Source organism: Actinoplanes sp. NBRC 103695 (assembly GCF_030269485.1).
GTDB lineage: Bacteria > Actinomycetota > Actinomycetes > Mycobacteriales > Micromonosporaceae > Actinoplanes.
Window position 1 is genome coordinate 1 of the sequence record NZ_BSTL01000044.1, and the last position, 17241, is coordinate 17241.

Below are 17241 nucleotides of genomic sequence, written 5' to 3' on the forward strand. Positions count from 1 at the left end.
CCAGCAACACGGAGGAACCCGGCCGAGCGCCGGGCCCTCACCATGCCTACAGAACAGCTAAAAGCACGCGAATCGCATTCATCGAATCATAGCTATGGGCCGACGGCCAAGCGAAAGACTGAGGCTAAGAGCGGTTCGGCCGGCACGGTTGACCTAGACCCGATGGTTGCTGCCGCGCTGCGCCAGCACGTGCGGACGTTCCCGCCGGTTGAGGTTGGAATGGTCGAATTCACAGCAGGCCCCACGATCGAGCGCCGGGTGCCTCGCCTGTTCCACGACCACGCACAAGAACCCGTTCACGGATCGGACGTGGCCGGCCGAGTGGGTCAAGTGGCGCGAGCGGGCTGGCCGGCCGAGTGGGTCAAGTGGCGCGAGCGGGCTGGCCGGCCGAAGGAGCACGGCGGATTCCATGCACTGCGGCACTTCTTCGCCACGACGTTGATCACGAATCACGCGGACCCGAAGGAGGTCCAGCGGGCGCTTCGGCATCGGACTCTGCAGATCACCCTGGAGACCTATGTGCACTTCTGGCCTCGCCGGGAACGGCGTCGCGGAGTGGTGGGAGATGTTCTGCGACAGGCAGCGGCCGGAACACCGGACCAGACCTGATGTGGTCCGTAAGCGGTCCCGATGATCATGGGCCTGCGTTTCCGCAGCTCAGAGCGAAGTTTTGTGGAGCCCAGGGGACTTGAACCCCAAAACGCGTACGCTAGGTCACCGAGTCGACCTCCCCAGCCTGAGCTGCCGTTGTCCGATACGGCCTTCCAGCGTCTGACAGCGGTTTACACGCTCTGGTGGTCCCGATGTGGTCCCGATGATCTTCCTGACTCTTTCGCCTTCCTTGTGCTGCCTCTGCCGTGACGCGAGACTGACCGCGGATACAAGGCCCTCCGGTTGAGGCGGCGCACCGATCGGCGAAATCAGGCAGAGCGTCCGCGGATATCGGCGGGGCCGGCTATTTTTGAGACACCAATGGGTGATTGTTCCCTAACTTTCTCCGCGGCCACATCTTCTTGACGCATCACTGACAAGTCCCGTCTACAATTCCCACTACAACCGACTTTGGGGGGAAGTTGGACTATCAAGACGAAGAAGACGATGTCCGCCGCATCCGTGAGAATCTGCTGGGAGCATCCCAGGGCGCCAAGCAATCGAATTCCAAGATGGTCTCAGAGAGCGCGCTTCAGCGAGACGCCGAACTCGAAGAGGGACTTCGGAGCCTCGGACTGAACCGTCGTGAGCGAGAACAGTGGCGCGGGCGAAGGAACGCCCCTAGGCCACGCCGTGATGACAAGACCTACGCGGTGAAACGGCTTAGGTTCTACCTCGATGAACGAGTCAACTGGAACGAAACAACCGCGAACCGGGATGAAGTCGCCGCCGCATGGGCACGTTTATGCGACTACAACGTCGAAAAGACGCTTCAGTGGTGGAAATTGGGCGTCGATCCGCTCGACGTCGACACGCTTACCCGGCTAGTAGGTGAGGGATTCCACCCGGCCGACCTCTTTGTCGAAATCCGTGGCAAGACCGTCTCGCAATACCTCAAGGACGGAAATTCGATGGAGTGGTGCCTCCTAGCTCTGGATTGGGCAGGGCGAAGAGGCAGCGCTTGGGGCATTTCTAATGAGACCAGAGACTTCAGAGCATGACGTCCTGAGTGCGATCTTCGTACAACGTGCCCTTGCCATCCCGTCCGCCGTCGACCCACACATCGTGGTGCGGACGTGCCCCAGGGCGCCAAGGTGGAGCGCCCTACCGGACGTACGACCTTGGCGCCCTGGGGCACGTCTGCTCGGCTCCGCCTGGCTCGATGGCGGGTGGGATGGCCATCCCAGAAGCCTGAGTGCTCCCGCCGGAGGCTCATGACGCTTCGGTCGCCAGCAGAGACTGACCGGCGCGCCGGCCGATGCCGACCGAAGGTCGCCAGCAGGCCGAGCGCGGCGGCCGCGCCGCGCTTGCGCGCCGCGGCGCCTTGATAGAGAAGAGATCTATTCGGCAGTGCACCAGGGCTTGCCTGGCCACGAGCACCGGCACGGCCAGACTTCGATCACTTCATTCATAGGGCTTGCTACGCGCCCCAAGCACCCGAGGGCCAGACGTACTTTCGGTTCACATTCCAACACGGAGCGTAGATGTTGTCGTACGGTCGCTATAGCATGGCAAGCGACGTTGAGGGGAGGTTGATGATGACGGCAGACGCTCACGAGGCGACGAACAACACGGATGAGTCTGAGGTATTCGAGCTGTCACCAGAGGAGTGGCAGGCTGCGGTACTTCGCGGCCTGGAGCGCGTTGGACTAACGCGGGCGGAACTCAAGGAGCAGGCACGCGAGCGAAACTTCAGCTCTACCGAAGCTCGCAAACTGTGGATGATCATCGGTGACCCGGCCTGACCTGCCGGCACAAGCCCGTGCCTTCGCTAACAAAATCCGGACACTTCTGAATCAAACTGTAGCTGATCATGCCCAGGTCTCTGCCGGCGTAGTCGATGCCGATCAGATGATCACAGTCGGCACCCACCTCAGCCTACGAGACCTCAGCACTAAACCAACGCCCCTTCTCTCGTCCAGCAAAGACTTCCAGTGCTTTCTTGACGTTCAGTATCAGCTCTTCCTTGAAAAAACTGAAGATCATTATCTAACGGTTGCGACATCCTTCTTCGGCGTATATGGCTTACGGGATGCTAAAGATCCATTCTTCCACTACGACTATGAACGCAACAAGGCCGGATACACCGAGGCTCACGTTCAGGTTCTAGGCGAGAACACGGGCTTAACGCCGATGATGCATGCCCTATGCACGAGACGAAAGAAGAAGAGCATGGGCGAGCTTCACTTTCCCGTAGGAGGAAGGCGATTTCGCCCCGCGCTCGAAGACGTCCTAGAGTTTCTGATTGACGAACAACTGATAAACGCGAAGGACGACTGGCGCGAGCGCCTCTCAGAAACCCGGGAAGAGTTTCGCGACATTCAGCTGAAGGCCGCCATTCGCCAGAATCCCCAATTGGCCAGAGATGTATTAAGCTCCCTTCCAGCCTGATCCTTCGAACCACCTTCGGCACGACACGCCAGGAAGCAGGAATATCGATGACGGCCGAGATGGTCGTGATGAATCGGTCTGCGATCGCGTTGGCGGCCGACTCCGCAGTAACGATTACTTCTCCTTCTTCGGATGGAGGAGAGGTACGGAAGATCTACGCGAACGCCAACAAGCTCTTCGAACTGATACGTGGCCGGCCTGTCGGGATCATGATCTACAATAGTGCCGACTTCGTCCAAGTACCATGGGAAACCCTGGTCAAGGTTTACAGGTCACGCAGGGTCGGCGCGTCATTCAACACGGTACCTGAATATGTTGCCGATTTCTGCGCTTTCCTTAGGGAAAATGTCGAACAACTAATTCCAGCGGATGCTCAGAAGACGTACGCCGAGTTGACTGTTTCGCAACTAGTAAACCGGATCATCGAGACGGCTGAGGACCTTGCTCTAGAAGCCGTAGAAGAGGGAAAGTTCCCGCGAATCAATGCGTCAGTTCGCAAAGCGGTCTTGGAGAGCCTCCTACAGGGCCTGGAGGCAAATACCGATGAGGTCGCGCCCTGGGCAATCGGTCTCACCGAGGCCGAAATAATTAGAGATTACGCCAGCCTGGTGGAATTAGTTCCTGACCGCATGCAAGGAACTCAGCTAACTAAGAAGAACCGTCTGCGTGTCCTAGGTTCTGCCATATCGATTATTCTCAGAAATTCGGAGACGCCTGCTACCACCGGAGTAGTCATCGCCGGATTCGGCGAATCGGACGTATTCCCAAGCGCAGTCCACGTACAGATAGGCGGATTGTTTGCGGGCCGCCTCGTTGTCTCCGATGACCAAACGATGGAAGTCACGGCTGAGCGCCCATCAATCATCCGCCCATTTGCCCAAACAACAGAGGCAGCCACGTTTCTCTTCGGCATTGATCCGGCCGTAAAGCAGGAGATTGAAATCTGGTGGGGCACATGGCTCAATGAGCGCCTTGGGCCGGCTGCACAACGGATAGTATCCCGCGAAGCTCCTTCGTTGAGCAAGCGAAAGGTTGAGGACATTGGGCGTCGATTCACCCGCTTTGGTGGCGCGTCCTGGTCGCTTTTCGCCGAGTTCATGAACGAGCTTCATTCAAAGCTCCGTTACGGACCCATCGAGGCGAGCGCCGCTTACTTATCGAAGGGTGAGATCGCCAGCCTCGCCGAGAACATGGTTAATCTCGCTTCCCTGCGCAACCGTGTGTCAATCGACCGCGACGAGACCGTCGGCGGGGCCATCGATGTGGCCGTTATATCGCCGGGTGACGGCTTTGTCTGGATCAGACGTAAGCACTACTTTGACCAGCGTTTCAACCCAACGTGGGCTCCCAGGCAACAGTCACATGCGGTAGTCTCGTTATCAGGAGGAGTGTCTGAGGGGGGCCGTAGTGACTTTGCTTAGCTTGCTCCGACAGTCGCACGGAAGCAGCGCGACCCGTGACCGTCGCATCAGATCGGTCTCGTCGGGGACTCTGCCCGCTTCGACCAGGGACGCTGTCAAGCAGCGAGCGGTGGAAGCTGCGGAGTCAGCGCTTCAGACGGCGTTGGAGGATCGCAACGTCCGCGGAAGCGTCGGCTTCGTTTCGAGCCGGACTCGCCTGAGCCGTCCGCGTTAGAACTTGAAGATGGCAGCTCGCCTACGCCGGCCCAGAGCCCCAGATGGTGCAGGGATCGTCGACTAAGGTGCTGATGCGTGCCCCAAGTCCCCGATATCGACGCCGAGTGGTGGACCACCTCGGACGTAGCCGCCTACCTTAGCGTTCGAATCTCTACGGTGAGCGGTTACCGGAATCGAGGTCAGATGCCTGAGCCGGACATGAAGCTGGGACGGACTCAGGCATGGAAGCCTTCGACCATCGTCGAATGGCACGCCCGCCGTCCGCGGCCTGGCGTAGGCGGCCGGCCTCCCGGATCGGATGAGTCACCCTAAGGTGATGGCGTGGGTCGTTCTCCGAGTCCGTCTGTACCTCCGCTGACCGCACAGCTCGCCACAGAGTTGTTGGACGAAGCGTGCTATGTCGCTGGGCTGGATGCCACTAGTGCTCAGCCCCTACGGCTCGGCGAGAACGCGTTGTTCCAGCTTCCGGCTTCGGCGGTAGTGGTCCGCATCGCCCGGGCGATGGCGTACTGGTCGGATGCGGTCAACGAAGTCAACGTCGCCCGCTGGCTCGGGGATAGGTCTTTCCCGGGCGCCGAGGTCCTTGACGTTCTACAGCCGATTGAAGTCGGCGGTCATCCCGTGACCTTCTGGCGTTTCATCGATGGACGGGACGGTGGCCGCGATGACATTGGCGCCCTGGGCGCGGTCCTCAGGCGGCTGCACTCGCTTCCACGCCCAACGTCCTTCAACCTGCCGTCCGAGGACATCCTCGGCAGAGTCGACTCTCGTGTCTCCAACGCAGCGGTATCCGACGAAGACAAACGCTTCCTCAGACGCCTGGTGAACGACCTCACCTCGAGGCTCGAAGGACTAGTTTTTCCGCTGGCGCCGGCTCCGACCCATGGGGACGCGCACGTGAAGAACATCATGATCAGAGACAGTGAGGCTGTGATGATCGACTTCGAGCGCTTCGCTTGGGGTCAGCCGGAGTGGGACCTCGCAATGACGGCAACGGAGTACGCGTCAGCTGGCTGGTGGAGTCCTGAGGAGTACCGCACGTTCGTTGATGCCTACGGGTACGACGTCATGTCGTGGGAAGAGGGCTTCGACGTACTCCGCCGGGTACACGAGCTCAAGATGACGACCTGGCTCATGCAGAACGTTAACGAGTCGCCCCAGATCTCTGAGGAGTTTCAGGTGCGGATGCGGACGATCCGCGGAGGCGCCTCGGAGACCTGGCGGGCCTTCTAACGTAGGTGCGCAGCCAGGGCTCGGTCCTTCAGGATCAGGCCCTCGGCCAGATCGCGGACCGACGGGTGGTCGAGGTGCCTGCCTGCGGCGAGCGTCTTGCAGAAGTCGGTGAGGTATCGGAGCTGGCGGCTGGATTGCACGGATCCGGCGAGCTCGACTGACCTCGTGGCCAGCGTCACCGCCTCGTCGAGGTTGCCGGCTGCCAAGGCGCCTTCCGCGTGCACGATGTTGATGAAGGACTGCGTACGGGCTGGGGTGAGTTGTAGGTCGATGGCCTGGGCGGCGAAGAGCTGGGTCTTCTGTGCCTGGCCGAGTTCGCGGAAGCAGTGCGCAGCCTCTCCTGCGAGCTCAAGGGCATCGAAGTAGGCGATCCACTCCGGGTCTTCGGCTTCTACCCGAAGTGCGAACTCCCGCTCAGCTCGGTTGAGGGCGGTGCCGGACCCGCGAGCATCCCCGAGGCTGGCCAGGGCGCGCGCCTCCATCGCGAGGGCCATGGAGCTGACTGTCCTGGACTTCAAGCCGAGCATGGTGCTCTGGGCTGCGCGTGCGAAGTGGACGGCTTCGTTGAAGTTGCCCAGGTAGTTCGCCTGGTGGCTCAGGTTGGATAGGATCTTCGCACCCATGAGGGCATCGCCTGCGTCGCGCGCGAGTCGAAGGCCCTGGGTGTAGTAGCGCTGGGCTGCGCCATGGTGTCCGGCGTCGTAGGCACTCCACCCCAGCATCGCCGCGGCGTCCGCTGCTGCCGCGTATATCGCTCGGCTGGCTGTCTCTCCGCGTGCACCTCTGAGCGCCGGAACTATCTCCGCTCGCCAGTAGGCAAGCAGCAATCTCCGGCTATGTCCGCCGCCATATCGGAAGTCCAGGTCGACGAGCGTCCGGACCGTGGCTCGTATGCGGCCGGCTAGTCCGTCATGACCGCCATTGGGTACGCCCAGGGTGTCCTGCCAGTTGGGCGCGGAGAACAGGTATCCGGTGATGACGCTCGGCACCGGCGTGGGATCCCAGGGGGTCGAGTTCACGGCTGAGTCGTCGGTCATGTCGGCTGCGGTCAAGCTGTCGAGTACGTCAGTCGCGCGCGACGGGCTGGCAGGAAAGAGCACTGCGTCCTGCGCGAGATCGATCGAAGTCCCTGCGGCGGTGGAGCCGAAGCCGATCTCGTCGAAGGTGACAACTCGGCCGAGCTTGGTGCCGAGAGCGGTGGCGATGCACCTGATCGTGTCTTCGTGGGGATGGCCGCCGTCGAGCCAGCGCTTGACCGAGGTGTGGTCCGGGGAGATGTTCAGGCCGCTGCGGGCGGCCTCCGCGCGTACCCGGGCCGCGAGTCCCTTGTTGGTGACCGCGGCTTGGGTCATCACGGTCTCAAGGTGTCGGTTCGGAGCCTTCTTATCGGTCACCTTCGCCTCGCCACCTCCCGTTTCTCTGTAGCCGGCCAACGGGTGCACCCCCGAGTGCACATGTGCGCCCCCTCGTGCGCCCTGCCTGTTGGATCAAAACGGCGAGAGTCTCATATGGGGCAAGCAATCGTACTCATAGTCATCGAGAGATGACGCTCTTTGAATACAAAGTCAGCTTGCACTCTACACCTCAGGGCAACCTGCGTGGTGCTTCAGCGGAGGGAGTTGACCGGCTATGCCAAAGAGCGTGGTGCCCCCGTCGGGCAACGGCGGCGAGGAGCCGATCGACAGCCCGCACCGTGCCGGCGTCGAGAGTTCGTCGGGCAGGTGCTCGTCGTGCGAGGGACGAGGCTGGAAGTTTGCCTCGCCGCGTCGGACGACCCGGATCGTCGAGGGCGCCGTTCAGCTCGTACGTCGGGGTTGCCCTGACTGCTCCCCTCCGTCTCACCCACGCCTTCCGTGAGTCTCAGCTGCACGCCAGACCCACGACACCTCGGCAAGCTTAAGGAGCGAACGCCTTGTCCTTACTGCCTTTCGACAGAAGCGATCCACCGCACACCCCGCCGGACGGATGCGACGACCCGCTGAAGTGGGCGATGGCTCATCGCCTGTTCCAGGATCACAGGGCGAACGGTGACGGGGCTTGCCTCACGTGCGTCCCGGTGAAGCTCGTTCCATGCCACGGCCGGGATCTCGCGCTGCGCGGCTTCCTGAGCTCGTTGGGGCTCGACGACCTCGTCCTCCCAACTAAGGCGAACTGATGACCACTCGAATCGAGATCACGGGCCACACCCAATCGCCGGCCACCGATGCACGCCTTGCACTGTCTGCTGAGCTGGTGGAACCGCAGAGCCTAGGTCAGCTTGGCGACCGCGTTGAGCTTCAAATCACGACGAGCAACGGCGCCAGTGGGCGGGTCCGGCTGTCAACGGCCGAAGCTGCGACCTTGGCGGTGCTGCTGAGCAAGGTCGTGGATGACTTCGACCGCCGTGAGGCTGACCCACTAGAGAAGGTCATCGTGGACGGGGGTCGGACGATCACCCGGGATGAGCTGATCGGGGCCTTGCTGCTTCTCCCCCGAAGCGCCGAGATCGACGCGAGGATCGGCGGGCAGTACGTCGGCATCACCGGACTGGAACGGGCCGGCGATGACGTGGAGGCGTGGTGGACGCTCGAATGCAACCCGCGGTGCGTCAAAGATCTCTTGATTGACTGGCATGTACCGCAGCACTGGCAGGAACAGATCTTGCGTGGAGACCTTTAGTCACCGGGCGCCCGCCGCTGCCGGGCGCCCACGACGCCGCAGGGCACCCTTAAGAAATTCCGTACTGGACCCTGGCGACCTGGTGGAGCTGACGGCCAGCGCCAGCGTGAGGTTCGCTGACTCTCGCGCGCTGCGTCTACGCGTCACTCATGCCGACCCTCGTCCGACGTACTCGGGCTGGGTCTGGCTTCACGGCTACTCCGTAGACCAGGACGGCACCGTGATCGAGCAACGCGAAGTCTTCGTCCAGCTTGCGGGTCTTCGTCGGATCTCGACAATCCGGCCATGCGAGTAATAGTCTCACGACTAGTTGTTTCTAGTACACCCCTTCGGTTCCCGTACGCAGGGCGTTGTTCTACAGTGTCGACAAGTCAAGCAGTTGACTGGCCGAGCGGACGGAGGAGTTCGTGGCCATCAACATCCGTCCGCCCAAGTACGCCGTCGTGGTTGACGCCATCCAGCAGCGCATCGAGGACGGGTCTTACCTCCCTGGCATTGCGATTCCGAGCGAGTCGCAGCTCATGGCCGAGTTCGACACGTCACGGCCGACGATCGTGCGCGCTCTGGGAATCCTTCAACAGGACGGATGGATCGAGTCGCAGCAGGGCAAGGGCCGGTTCGCCAAAGGCCGGCCCACTCCCCCAGCTCCTCGTTCCGACAGCCGCGCCACCGACCTGCTCAATCAAGGCGAGTCCGCAAGCGTCAGCCTGCTTCGCGTCGGTGCGGTCATGGCACCCAACCGCGCAGCATCTGCACTTGAGCTAGACCCCGACACGCCCGTCATCGCCCGACGGCGCCTGGTCGTGACCGAGATCGGACCGGTCGAACTGAGCTCGCTCTACGTTCCGGTCGAGCTGTCCGCGGGAACGGACATCGGGAAGCCCGAGCCACATCGGTCTGGGTGATCGACCGAATCGTCTGGGACGGTCGACCTGGATCCGATGGTCGATGAGGCACTGCGCTGCCACGTCGGGGAGTTCCCGCCGGTGGAGGTCGAACTCCTCGACATCACGCAGCGTCAGACGCGCCGACGGCTGGTCCCACTTCTATTCACGACCACGCGGGGGAATCCATTCACGGATCGGACCTGGTCGGCGGAGTGGGTCAAGTGGCGCGAGCGGGCCGACTGGCCGAAGGAGCACGGCGGCTTCCACGCGCTGCGGCACTTCTTCGCAACAACGCTGATCACGAACCGCGCGGATCCGAAGGAAGTCCAGCAGGCGCTGCGTCATCGAACTTTGCAGATCACCTTGGAGACCTACGTCCACTTCTGGCCTCGCCGAGAACGGCGTCGGGGAGTGGTCGGAGAGATGCTGCGTCGGGCATCGGCCGGAACACCGGAGTTGAGCTGAGGTGGTCCCAAAGTGTTCCCGATGATCAAGGCACTGAGTTTGCCCAGGTCAACGTGCAGTTTCGTGGAGCCCAGGGGACTTGAACCCCTAACCCCCGCCTTGCAAAGGCGGTGCTCTGCCAGTTGAGCTAGGGCCCCGTTGTCGCCGGCCTCAGCGAACCGCCGACGCTCAGCGCAGGTCGGGCGCTGTGGTGGCCTCGTGCCACAGGGCACGCTCGTCGTTGGAGGCCTTGACCCGCTTGAAGACGAGGGTCGCCACGCCGACGACACCGGCGACGATCAGGAGCTTCTTCAGCATGGCTGTCCCCTCTTGATGACTGCCCTGGAATTCCGTAACGGTGGGGCTAGATGGAATCGAACCATCGACCTCAGAGTTATCAGCTCTGCGCTCTAACCGACTGAGCTATAGCCCCGTAACAGCGATCCGAAGATTAGCGTACCGCGCCGCACCACCCAAAATCGGGGGCAGCTCTGTGGCTGCCCCCGAGGTCAGGTGCGCTGCGGTCAGTCGCGCTCGGCGAGGGTGAGCTCGACGCCGCCGACGAGGTCGGCGCACACGTTGTAGATGAACGCGCCGAGGGTGGCCAGCGCGGTGAAGAGCACCACGTTGACCGCGCCGACGAGCATCGACGTGCCGATGACGCCCCAGGCGGTGACCCGGAAGCCACCGTTGGCGGCGCCGCCGCTGGCGTTGACCAGGTCGCCGAGGCTGGAGTTGACGGTCGCCCAGACACCCATGGCGTCGAGGGCCAGGTAGAGCACCGACGTGGCCACGACGACCACGATGAAGAGCACCACCGAGACGGCGAACGAGAACTTCATCACCGACCAGGGGTCGATGCGCTTCAGGTTCAGCCGTGCGCGGCGGGGACCGCGGCCGGCGGCCGAGGTGACGGTCTGGCGGGCGGCCCGGACGGTCTCGGTGACCCGTGCGGCGCCGACGGCGGCCGCGCCCTGTGCCGTTCCGGGCTTGCCGGGTGCGGACGGAGGCGGGGTGCTGCCGGGCCGTTGCGGGGGCGACTGCGGGACGACGCCGGACCGACCGGCCGGTCCGCCGGTGGGCTGACCGCCGGACGGACCGCTCTTGGTGACGATCGGCACAGTCGCGGATCCCTTCGCCGCGCCTTGGGCGCCTGGCTTGGCCTCGCTCTTGCCGCCGGCGGGTTCGCCGGGCGGCGGGGCCATGCCAGGAGCCCTGGTGAACTTGGGCGCGGACGACGGGCCTTCGGCGGGCACCGCCGCGCGGCCGGCGGCCTCACGGCCGGCGGCCTCGCGTCCGGCCTGATCAGCACCGGTCTTGCCCGGCGTCTGGTCGGCCGGAGTCGTCGAGGTCCCCGTGCTCCCCGACTTCGCCGTTGTCTCCGTCATCAACTAGTCCTGTTCGTCAGGCTCGTCGGCATTACGAGCAAGCGCCACGATGGTTACACCTTCAGGGAGGTCCATCAGCTTGACCCCCATTGTGTTCCGATCCCGTGTACGCCGTACAGGCTTCACGGGAGTCCGGATGACACCACCATTGCTGGTGATGGCAAACAGCTCGTCTTCCGGGTCGATCACGAGCGCACCGACGAGCCCACCACGACGCTCCGTGATCTTGGCTGTCAGCACTCCCTTGCCACCCCGTCCCTGCACCGGGTACTCCTCGATCGGCGTCCGCTTCGCATACCCGCCGTTGGTAGCGACCAAAACGTCCAGGCCGTCACGAACCACCTCCATCGCGAGGAGTTCGTCACTGTCGCCGAACCGCATCCCGATCACGCCGGAGGTGGCGCGGCCCATCGGGCGCAGCGCCTCATCAGTGGCGTTGAACCGGATCGCCTGTGCCTTCTTCGACACCAGCAGCAGATCGTTCTCCGCAGCGGCCAGCGCGGCGCCCACCAACTCGTCATCCTCCCGCAGGTTGATGGCGATGATGCCACCGCTGCGGTTGGAGTCAAATTCCTCGAGCCGGGTCTTCTTCACGAGACCATTCTTGGTGGCGAGCACAAGGTAGGGCTCCACCTGGTAATTCGGGATCTGGATGACCTGGGCGATGTGCTCGTCCGGCAGGAACGCCAGCAGGTTCGCGACGTGCTGTCCCTTGGCCACCCGATTCGCCTCGGGGAGCTCGTACGCCTTGGCCCGGTACACCCGGCCCTTGTTCGTGAAGAAGAGGATCCAGGCGTGTGTGCTGATCACGAAGAAGTGGCTGACGATGTCGTCCTGCCGCAGTGAGGCGCCGCTCACACCCTTGCCACCGCGGTGCTGGGACCGGTACATGTCGACCTTGGTCCGCTTCGCGTAGCCGGTCCGTGTGATCGTCACCACAACGTCCTCGCGAGCGATGAGGTCCTCCATGGAGACCTCGCCATCGAACGGGATGATCTGCGTCTTCCGGTCATCACCGAACTTCGCGACGATCTCGCCCAATTCCTCCTTGACGATGGCCCGCTGCCGCTCCGGCTTGGCGAGGATGTCCTTGAGGTCGGCGATCTCGATCTCGATCTTGGCCAGCTCGTCGATGATCTTCTGGCGCTCCAGGGCCGCCAGCCGGCGCAGCTGCATGTCCAGGATCGCGGTGGCCTGGATCTCGTCGATGTCGAGCAGCGCGATCAGGCCGTTCCGGGCCTCCTCGACGGTGGGCGAGCGCCGGATCAGGGCGATCACCTCGTCGAGCGCGTCCAGTGCCTTGACCAGGCCGCGCAGGATGTGCGCGCGCTCCTCGGCCTTGCGCAGGCGGTAGGCGGTGCGCCTGCGGATGACCTCGATCTGGTGCTCGACGTAGTAGCGGATGAACTGCGCCAGGTTCAGCGTCCGCGGCACGCCGTCGACCAGCGCGAGCATGTTCGCGCCGAAGGTCTCCTGCAGCTGGGTGTGCTTGTACAGGTTGTTCAGCACGACCTTGGCGACCGCGTCGCGCTTCAGGACGAGGATCAACCTCATGCCGGTACGCCCGGAGCTCTCGTCCCGGATGTCCGCGATGCCGGTGAGCTTGCCCTCCTTGACGAGTTCCGCCACCCGCTCGGCGAGGTTGTCCGGGTTCACCTGGTACGGCAGCTCGGTCGTCACGAGGCAGGGGCGCCCCCGGGCGTCCTCCTCGACCTCGACCACCGCGCGCATCCGGATCGAACCGCGACCGGTGCGATAGGCGTCCTGAATCGCCTGCTGCCCGACGATCAGGCCCCGGGTGGGGAAGTCGGGGCCCTTGACGAATCCCAGCGCCGCCTCGAGCGTCGTGGCCTCGTCTGCCTCCGGGTTGTCCAGGTACCACTGGACGGCGGCCGCGACCTCGCGCAGGTTGTGCGGCGGGATCTTGGTGGCCATGCCGACCGCGATGCCCTCGGAGCCGTTGACCAGCAGGTTCGGGAACCGGGCCGGCAGGATCGTCGGCTCCTTGGTACGCCCGTCGTAGTTGTCCTGCATGTCGACGGTGTCCTCGTCGATGTCCCGCAGCATCTCCATCGCGAGAGGCGCGAGCTTCGACTCGGTGTACCGCATGGCGGCCGGCGGGTCGTTACCCGGCGAGCCGAAGTTGCCGTTGCCGTCGATCAGCGGGTAGCGCAGCGACCACGGTTGACCCATCCGGACCAGGGCGTCGTAGATCGACGAGTCGCCGTGCGGGTGGTAGTTGCCCATCACGTCGCCGACCACGCGCGCGCACTTCACGTACCCGCGGTCCGGCCGGAAGCCGGAGTCGTACATCGCGTACAGGATCTTGCGGTGCACGGGCTTGAGTCCGTCGCGGACGTCGGGCAGCGCGCGGCCGACGATGACGCTCATCGCGTAGTCGAGGTACGACCGTTGCATCTCGACCTCGAGGCCGACGGGCTCGACCCGCTGGGCCACCGCGCCGGTCTCGTCCTGCGGCTGATCGGCGGCGGCGTCCGGGGTCTCGGGTGTGTCTGTCACTTGTTAACCCTTACTGAAGGTAAAACCAGACATTACGGCCTGGACTACGCATATCGCTGTGGATAACACTGTGGAAAGTCGCCGAAGCTGTGCATAACCCTGGGTGAGCGGTACCGGTACCGGCGCCGCTCACTCACGTCAGATGTCCAGGAATCGCACGTCTTTGGCATTGCGCTGGATGAACGACCGCCGGGCCTCGACATCTTCGCCCATCAATACGCTGAAGAGCTCGTCCGCGGTCGCCGCGTCGTCCAGCGTCACCTGGCGTAGCGTCCGGGTGGCCGGGTCCATCGTGGTGTCCCACAGCTCCTGGAAGTTCATCTCGCCGAGACCCTTGAACCGCTGGATGTCGTTCGGCTTGGCGTTCGCCTTCTTCTGCTGACGCAGCTCGATCAGCCCGTCACGCTCCCGGTCCGAGTACGCGTACTGCGCGTCGTCGCCCTTCGCGTTCCACTTGATCTTGTAGAGCGGCGGCGCCGCCAGGTAGACGTGCCCGACCTCGACCAGCGGCCGCATGAAACGGAACAGCAGCGTCAGCAGCAGCGTCTGGATGTGCTGGCCGTCGACGTCCGCGTCGGCCATCAGCACGACCTTGTGATAGCGCAGCTTCGCGATGTCGAACTCTTCGTGGATGCCGGTGCCCAGCGCGGTGATCAGCGCCTGGACCTCGTTGTTCTTCAGCACCCGGTCGATCCGGGCCTTCTCCACGTTGAGGATCTTGCCGCGGATCGGCAGGATCGCCTGGATCTGGCTGTCGCGGCCCTGCTTGGCCGAGCCGCCGGCCGAGTCGCCCTCGACGATGAACAGCTCGGACACCGTCGGGTCGGTCGACTGGCAGTCGGCCAGCTTGCCGGGCATCGAACCGGACTCCAGCAGCGACTTGCGCCGGGCCAGCTTGCGGGCCTGCTGGGCGGCGATCCGGGCGCGGGACGCCTGGGACGCCTTGGTGATGATCATCTTGGCGTCCGCCGGGTTGCGTTCCAGCCAGTCGGCCAACTGATCGTTGACGACCTTCTGCACGAAACCCTTCATGTCGGTGTTGCCGAGCTTCGTCTTGGTCTGGCCCTCGAACTGCGGGTTCGTCAGCTTGACCGAGATGATCGCGGCCAGCCCCTCGCGGACGTCCTCACCGGACAGCTTCTCGTCGCCCTTGAGGAACTTCTTCTCCGCGCCGTAACGGTTGATCAGGCTGGTCAGAGCGGCCCGGAAGCCCTCCTCGTGTGTCCCGCCCTCGTGCGTGTTGATCGTGTTGGCGAAGGTGTAGACCGACTCGCCGTACGACTCGTTCCACTGCATGGCGACCTCGACCGCCATGCCCGCGGCCTCGTCCTCGGAGATGAACTCGATCACCGTCTTGTGGATGGGGCTCTTGGTGGCGTTCAGGTGCCGGACGAAGTCGGCGATGCCGTCGTCGTACTTGAAGTTGACCTGACGCGGCTTGCCCTCGTCGTCCACGTACTCGGGACGGTTGTCGATCAGGTTGATGGCCAGGCCGCGGTTGAGGAACGCCATCTCCTGCAGACGCCGGTAGATCGTCTGGAAGTCGAACTCGACGGTCTCGAAGATCGTCGGGTCCGGCCAGAACTGGACGGTGGAGCCCGTCTTGGTGGTCTCCTCGCCCTTCTCCAGCGGTCCGGGCTTCGACATCGTGTAGTGCTGCCGGTAGACGTTGCCGGACTTGTGGATCTCCACGAACATCTTGGTGGACAGCGCGTTCACGACCGAGACGCCGACGCCGTGCAGACCGCCGGAGACCTTGTAGGCCATGCCCTCGAACTTGCCGCCGGCGTGCAGGATGGTCAGGGCGACCTCGACACCGGGCTTCTTCAGCTTCGGGTGGAGGTCGACCGGGAAGCCGCGTCCGTTGTCCGTGACCGAGACGCCGCCGTCGGCCAGCAGCACCACGTCGATCGTGTCGCAGAACCCGGCCATGGCCTCGTCGACAGCGTTGTCCACAACCTCCTGGACCAGGTGGTGGAGGCCGCGCTCACCGGTGGATCCGATGTACATACCGGGACGCTTACGGACTGCCTCGAGGCCCTCGAGCACGGTGATCGATTCCGCGCCGTACTCCTGCTTGTTCTCTGCCACCCTCGGCCACTTTCTCGTGACGCGGCCCGAAGGCCCCGACACAGATTTGGCGGGACCTCGGCAGCCCGGTAACGCGCAGGCGCCACCGACGACAACCCGCGGGGGGAGGCGGACCACCGGTGGAACCGAGCACGCCGGTCGCCGCGGGTCACCCGCGGATCGTGATCGGCTGGAAAACCGCGTAGCGTGACGTCCGACAACTCTGTGCGACGCCTCGCGCGGCGGTTTCCCGGTCTCCGAGAATTCTACTCCGCCGACGCGACTTATAGAGGGTCCGGCACCCCGTCCGGGTGCCTCAGATTGCCGTAGCGCCGATGACCCCGCCTCCCGCGCGTCCCCCCACACGGACCGCGACTGGCCGACGGCGACGAATGATACGGACGGCATCCGAATGCGCGCGCCTGCCAGGCCCGGCGGCCACGCACTGCGACACTGCCTGACGACGCCACGCGGCGGTGCTTTAATCTTCGCCGCGACGGAGCGAGCCGCGACGGAGCGAGCCGCGACGGAGCTGTGGCCGTGATGGAGCTGTACCCGTGAAGAAGCTGTGGCCACAGTGGGAGAGGTGGGCCTGATGGCGCTGGACAAGGGCGTGGAGAACGTCGCGGTCCACTGGCCGCGGACGAACCAGTACTACGACCCCGTCGCGCCCGCCGAGTTCGTCGACTTCGGCGAGATCGCCGACCGGCCGGAGATCGCCGCACCGACCGGCGCCCTCGCGCTGCACATCGCCAAGACCGGCACGGTGCGGGCCACCGCGTACACCGAATTGGTTGATCTTCTGCTCGGGCTCGAAGGTGTGTTGTACGCCACTGAAGCCGCCGCCGAGGACGAGGACCCGGTGATCGACCCGGACGGCTGCGCGTGGATCGCCGGCGGCCTGGAGCGGTTCGTCGAGGGCCACAAGGACCACGGCGATCTGGTGACGTTCGACAGCGTGACCGCGGTGATGCGGGCCGCCGTGTCGGCCAGCCGGCTGGCCGAGCAGCAGATGCGCTGGCTGAACTCGAGGCTCGAGGGCATGCGCGACGAGTCCGGCGACGCGCCGCACTGGACGTTCGCCCGCACCGAACTGGTCGTTCTGGCCGGCTTCTACCGCCGCTGCGCCGAGCGCGGCTTCGCCATCTTCGCTGATTACTAGATTGGGCCACTGAGCTGACAACGCGTGATCGCGCCTGCGCTGAGACCGCGTGGTTTGCGCGGTGCGGAAGGCGCGGTGCGGCCGCCGTGCAGTGCAGGTGGCGCGGCCCACGGATGGGCGGGAACCACGTGGCGGAGCGAGGAGCGCGTTGCCGCGCGGATGAGTTCGAACGACGGTCGCCGCCGGCGGAGCCGTCGTCG

The 17241-nt window shown here is 64.1% G+C and carries 15 protein-coding genes and 2 tRNA genes; 10 read left to right on the forward strand and 7 right to left on the reverse strand.

Annotated elements, in window-relative coordinates:
• From QSK31_RS43995 to QSK31_RS44020, 6 genes are all read left to right on the forward strand, one after another.
• A partial coding sequence (locus QSK31_RS43995; protein ID WP_285690987.1) for a tyrosine-type recombinase/integrase occupies nt 1-609 on the forward strand: 609 nt, incomplete at its 5' end.
• A 464-nt stretch (nt 610-1073) separates the two neighbouring features.
• On the forward strand, nt 1074-1652 hold the full coding sequence (locus tag QSK31_RS44000; RefSeq protein ID WP_285690988.1) for a hypothetical protein: 579 nt from the start codon (nt 1074-1076) through the stop codon (nt 1650-1652).
• Nucleotides 1653-2159: 507 nt separating this feature from the next.
• A complete protein-coding gene (locus QSK31_RS44005) occupies nt 2160-2396 on the forward strand; it encodes a hypothetical protein (protein WP_285690990.1) in 237 nt (78 codons plus the stop codon).
• Nucleotides 2383-3042, forward strand: coding sequence for a hypothetical protein (locus tag QSK31_RS44010; protein WP_285690991.1), 660 nt, complete (start codon nt 2383-2385; stop codon nt 3040-3042). The genes QSK31_RS44005 and QSK31_RS44010 overlap by 14 nt, the downstream gene beginning before the upstream one ends.
• Nucleotides 3043-3089: 47 nt before the next feature.
• A complete protein-coding gene (locus tag QSK31_RS44015) occupies nt 3090-4463 on the forward strand; it encodes a hypothetical protein (protein WP_285690993.1) in 1374 nt (457 codons plus the stop codon).
• A gap of 669 nt (nt 4464-5132) precedes the next feature.
• The gene (locus tag QSK31_RS44020; protein ID WP_285690994.1) at nt 5133-5912 is read left to right on the forward strand and encodes a phosphotransferase family protein; all 780 of its coding nucleotides are present in this window, start codon (nt 5133-5135) and stop codon (nt 5910-5912) included.
• Here QSK31_RS44020 and QSK31_RS44025 read toward each other — a convergent pair.
• A complete protein-coding gene (locus QSK31_RS44025) occupies nt 5909-7306 on the reverse strand; it encodes an NsdA family TPR-like regulatory protein (protein ID WP_285690995.1) in 1398 nt (465 codons plus the stop codon). The two genes, QSK31_RS44020 and QSK31_RS44025, sit on opposite strands and share 4 nt — an antisense overlap.
• Nucleotides 7307-8066: 760 nt before the next feature.
• Between QSK31_RS44025 and QSK31_RS44030 the strand changes: the two genes are divergently transcribed.
• From QSK31_RS44030 to QSK31_RS44040, 3 genes are all read left to right on the forward strand, one after another.
• Nucleotides 8067-8570, forward strand: a complete 504-nt coding sequence (locus tag QSK31_RS44030; protein ID WP_285690996.1) for a hypothetical protein — start codon at nt 8067-8069, stop codon at nt 8568-8570.
• A gap of 407 nt (nt 8571-8977) precedes the next feature.
• Nucleotides 8978-9475: a GntR family transcriptional regulator gene (locus QSK31_RS44035; protein ID WP_285690997.1), complete on the forward strand. Its 498-nt coding sequence runs from the start codon at nt 8978-8980 to the stop codon at nt 9473-9475.
• 36 nt (nt 9476-9511) lie between these two features.
• Entirely contained in the window at nt 9512-9922 is a 411-nt protein-coding gene (locus QSK31_RS44040) for a tyrosine-type recombinase/integrase (protein ID WP_285690998.1), read from the forward strand.
• 64 nt (nt 9923-9986) lie between these two features.
• On the opposite strand, the gene QSK31_RS44045 is transcribed toward QSK31_RS44040, so the two are convergent.
• The 6 genes from QSK31_RS44045 to gyrB all read right to left on the reverse strand — a co-directional run bounded on the left by QSK31_RS44045 (nt 9987) and on the right by gyrB (nt 15900).
• Nucleotides 9987-10059 (reverse strand) — tRNA-Ala (locus QSK31_RS44045).
• Between the two features lie 31 nt (nt 10060-10090).
• On the reverse strand, nt 10091-10219 hold the full coding sequence (locus tag QSK31_RS44050) for a DLW-39 family protein (RefSeq protein WP_285690999.1): 129 nt from the start codon (nt 10217-10219) through the stop codon (nt 10091-10093).
• 41 nt (nt 10220-10260) lie between these two features.
• Nucleotides 10261-10334: transfer RNA gene (locus QSK31_RS44055), tRNA-Ile, on the reverse strand.
• A gap of 91 nt (nt 10335-10425) precedes the next feature.
• A complete protein-coding gene (locus QSK31_RS44060; RefSeq protein WP_285691001.1) occupies nt 10426-11289 on the reverse strand; it encodes a DUF3566 domain-containing protein in 864 nt (287 codons plus the stop codon).
• Between the two features lie 3 nt (nt 11290-11292).
• Nucleotides 11293-13809: a DNA gyrase subunit A gene (gyrA, locus tag QSK31_RS44065; RefSeq protein WP_502873107.1), complete on the reverse strand. Its 2517-nt coding sequence runs from the start codon at nt 13807-13809 to the stop codon at nt 11293-11295.
• A 138-nt stretch (nt 13810-13947) separates the two neighbouring features.
• Entirely contained in the window at nt 13948-15900 is a 1953-nt protein-coding gene (gyrB, locus tag QSK31_RS44070; RefSeq protein WP_285691005.1) for a DNA topoisomerase (ATP-hydrolyzing) subunit B, read from the reverse strand.
• A 574-nt stretch (nt 15901-16474) separates the two neighbouring features.
• On the opposite strand from gyrB, the gene QSK31_RS44075 reads away from it, so the two are divergent.
• Entirely contained in the window at nt 16475-17041 is a 567-nt protein-coding gene (locus tag QSK31_RS44075) for a hypothetical protein (protein ID WP_285691039.1), read from the forward strand.
• Nucleotides 17042-17241 lie beyond the last annotated feature (200 nt).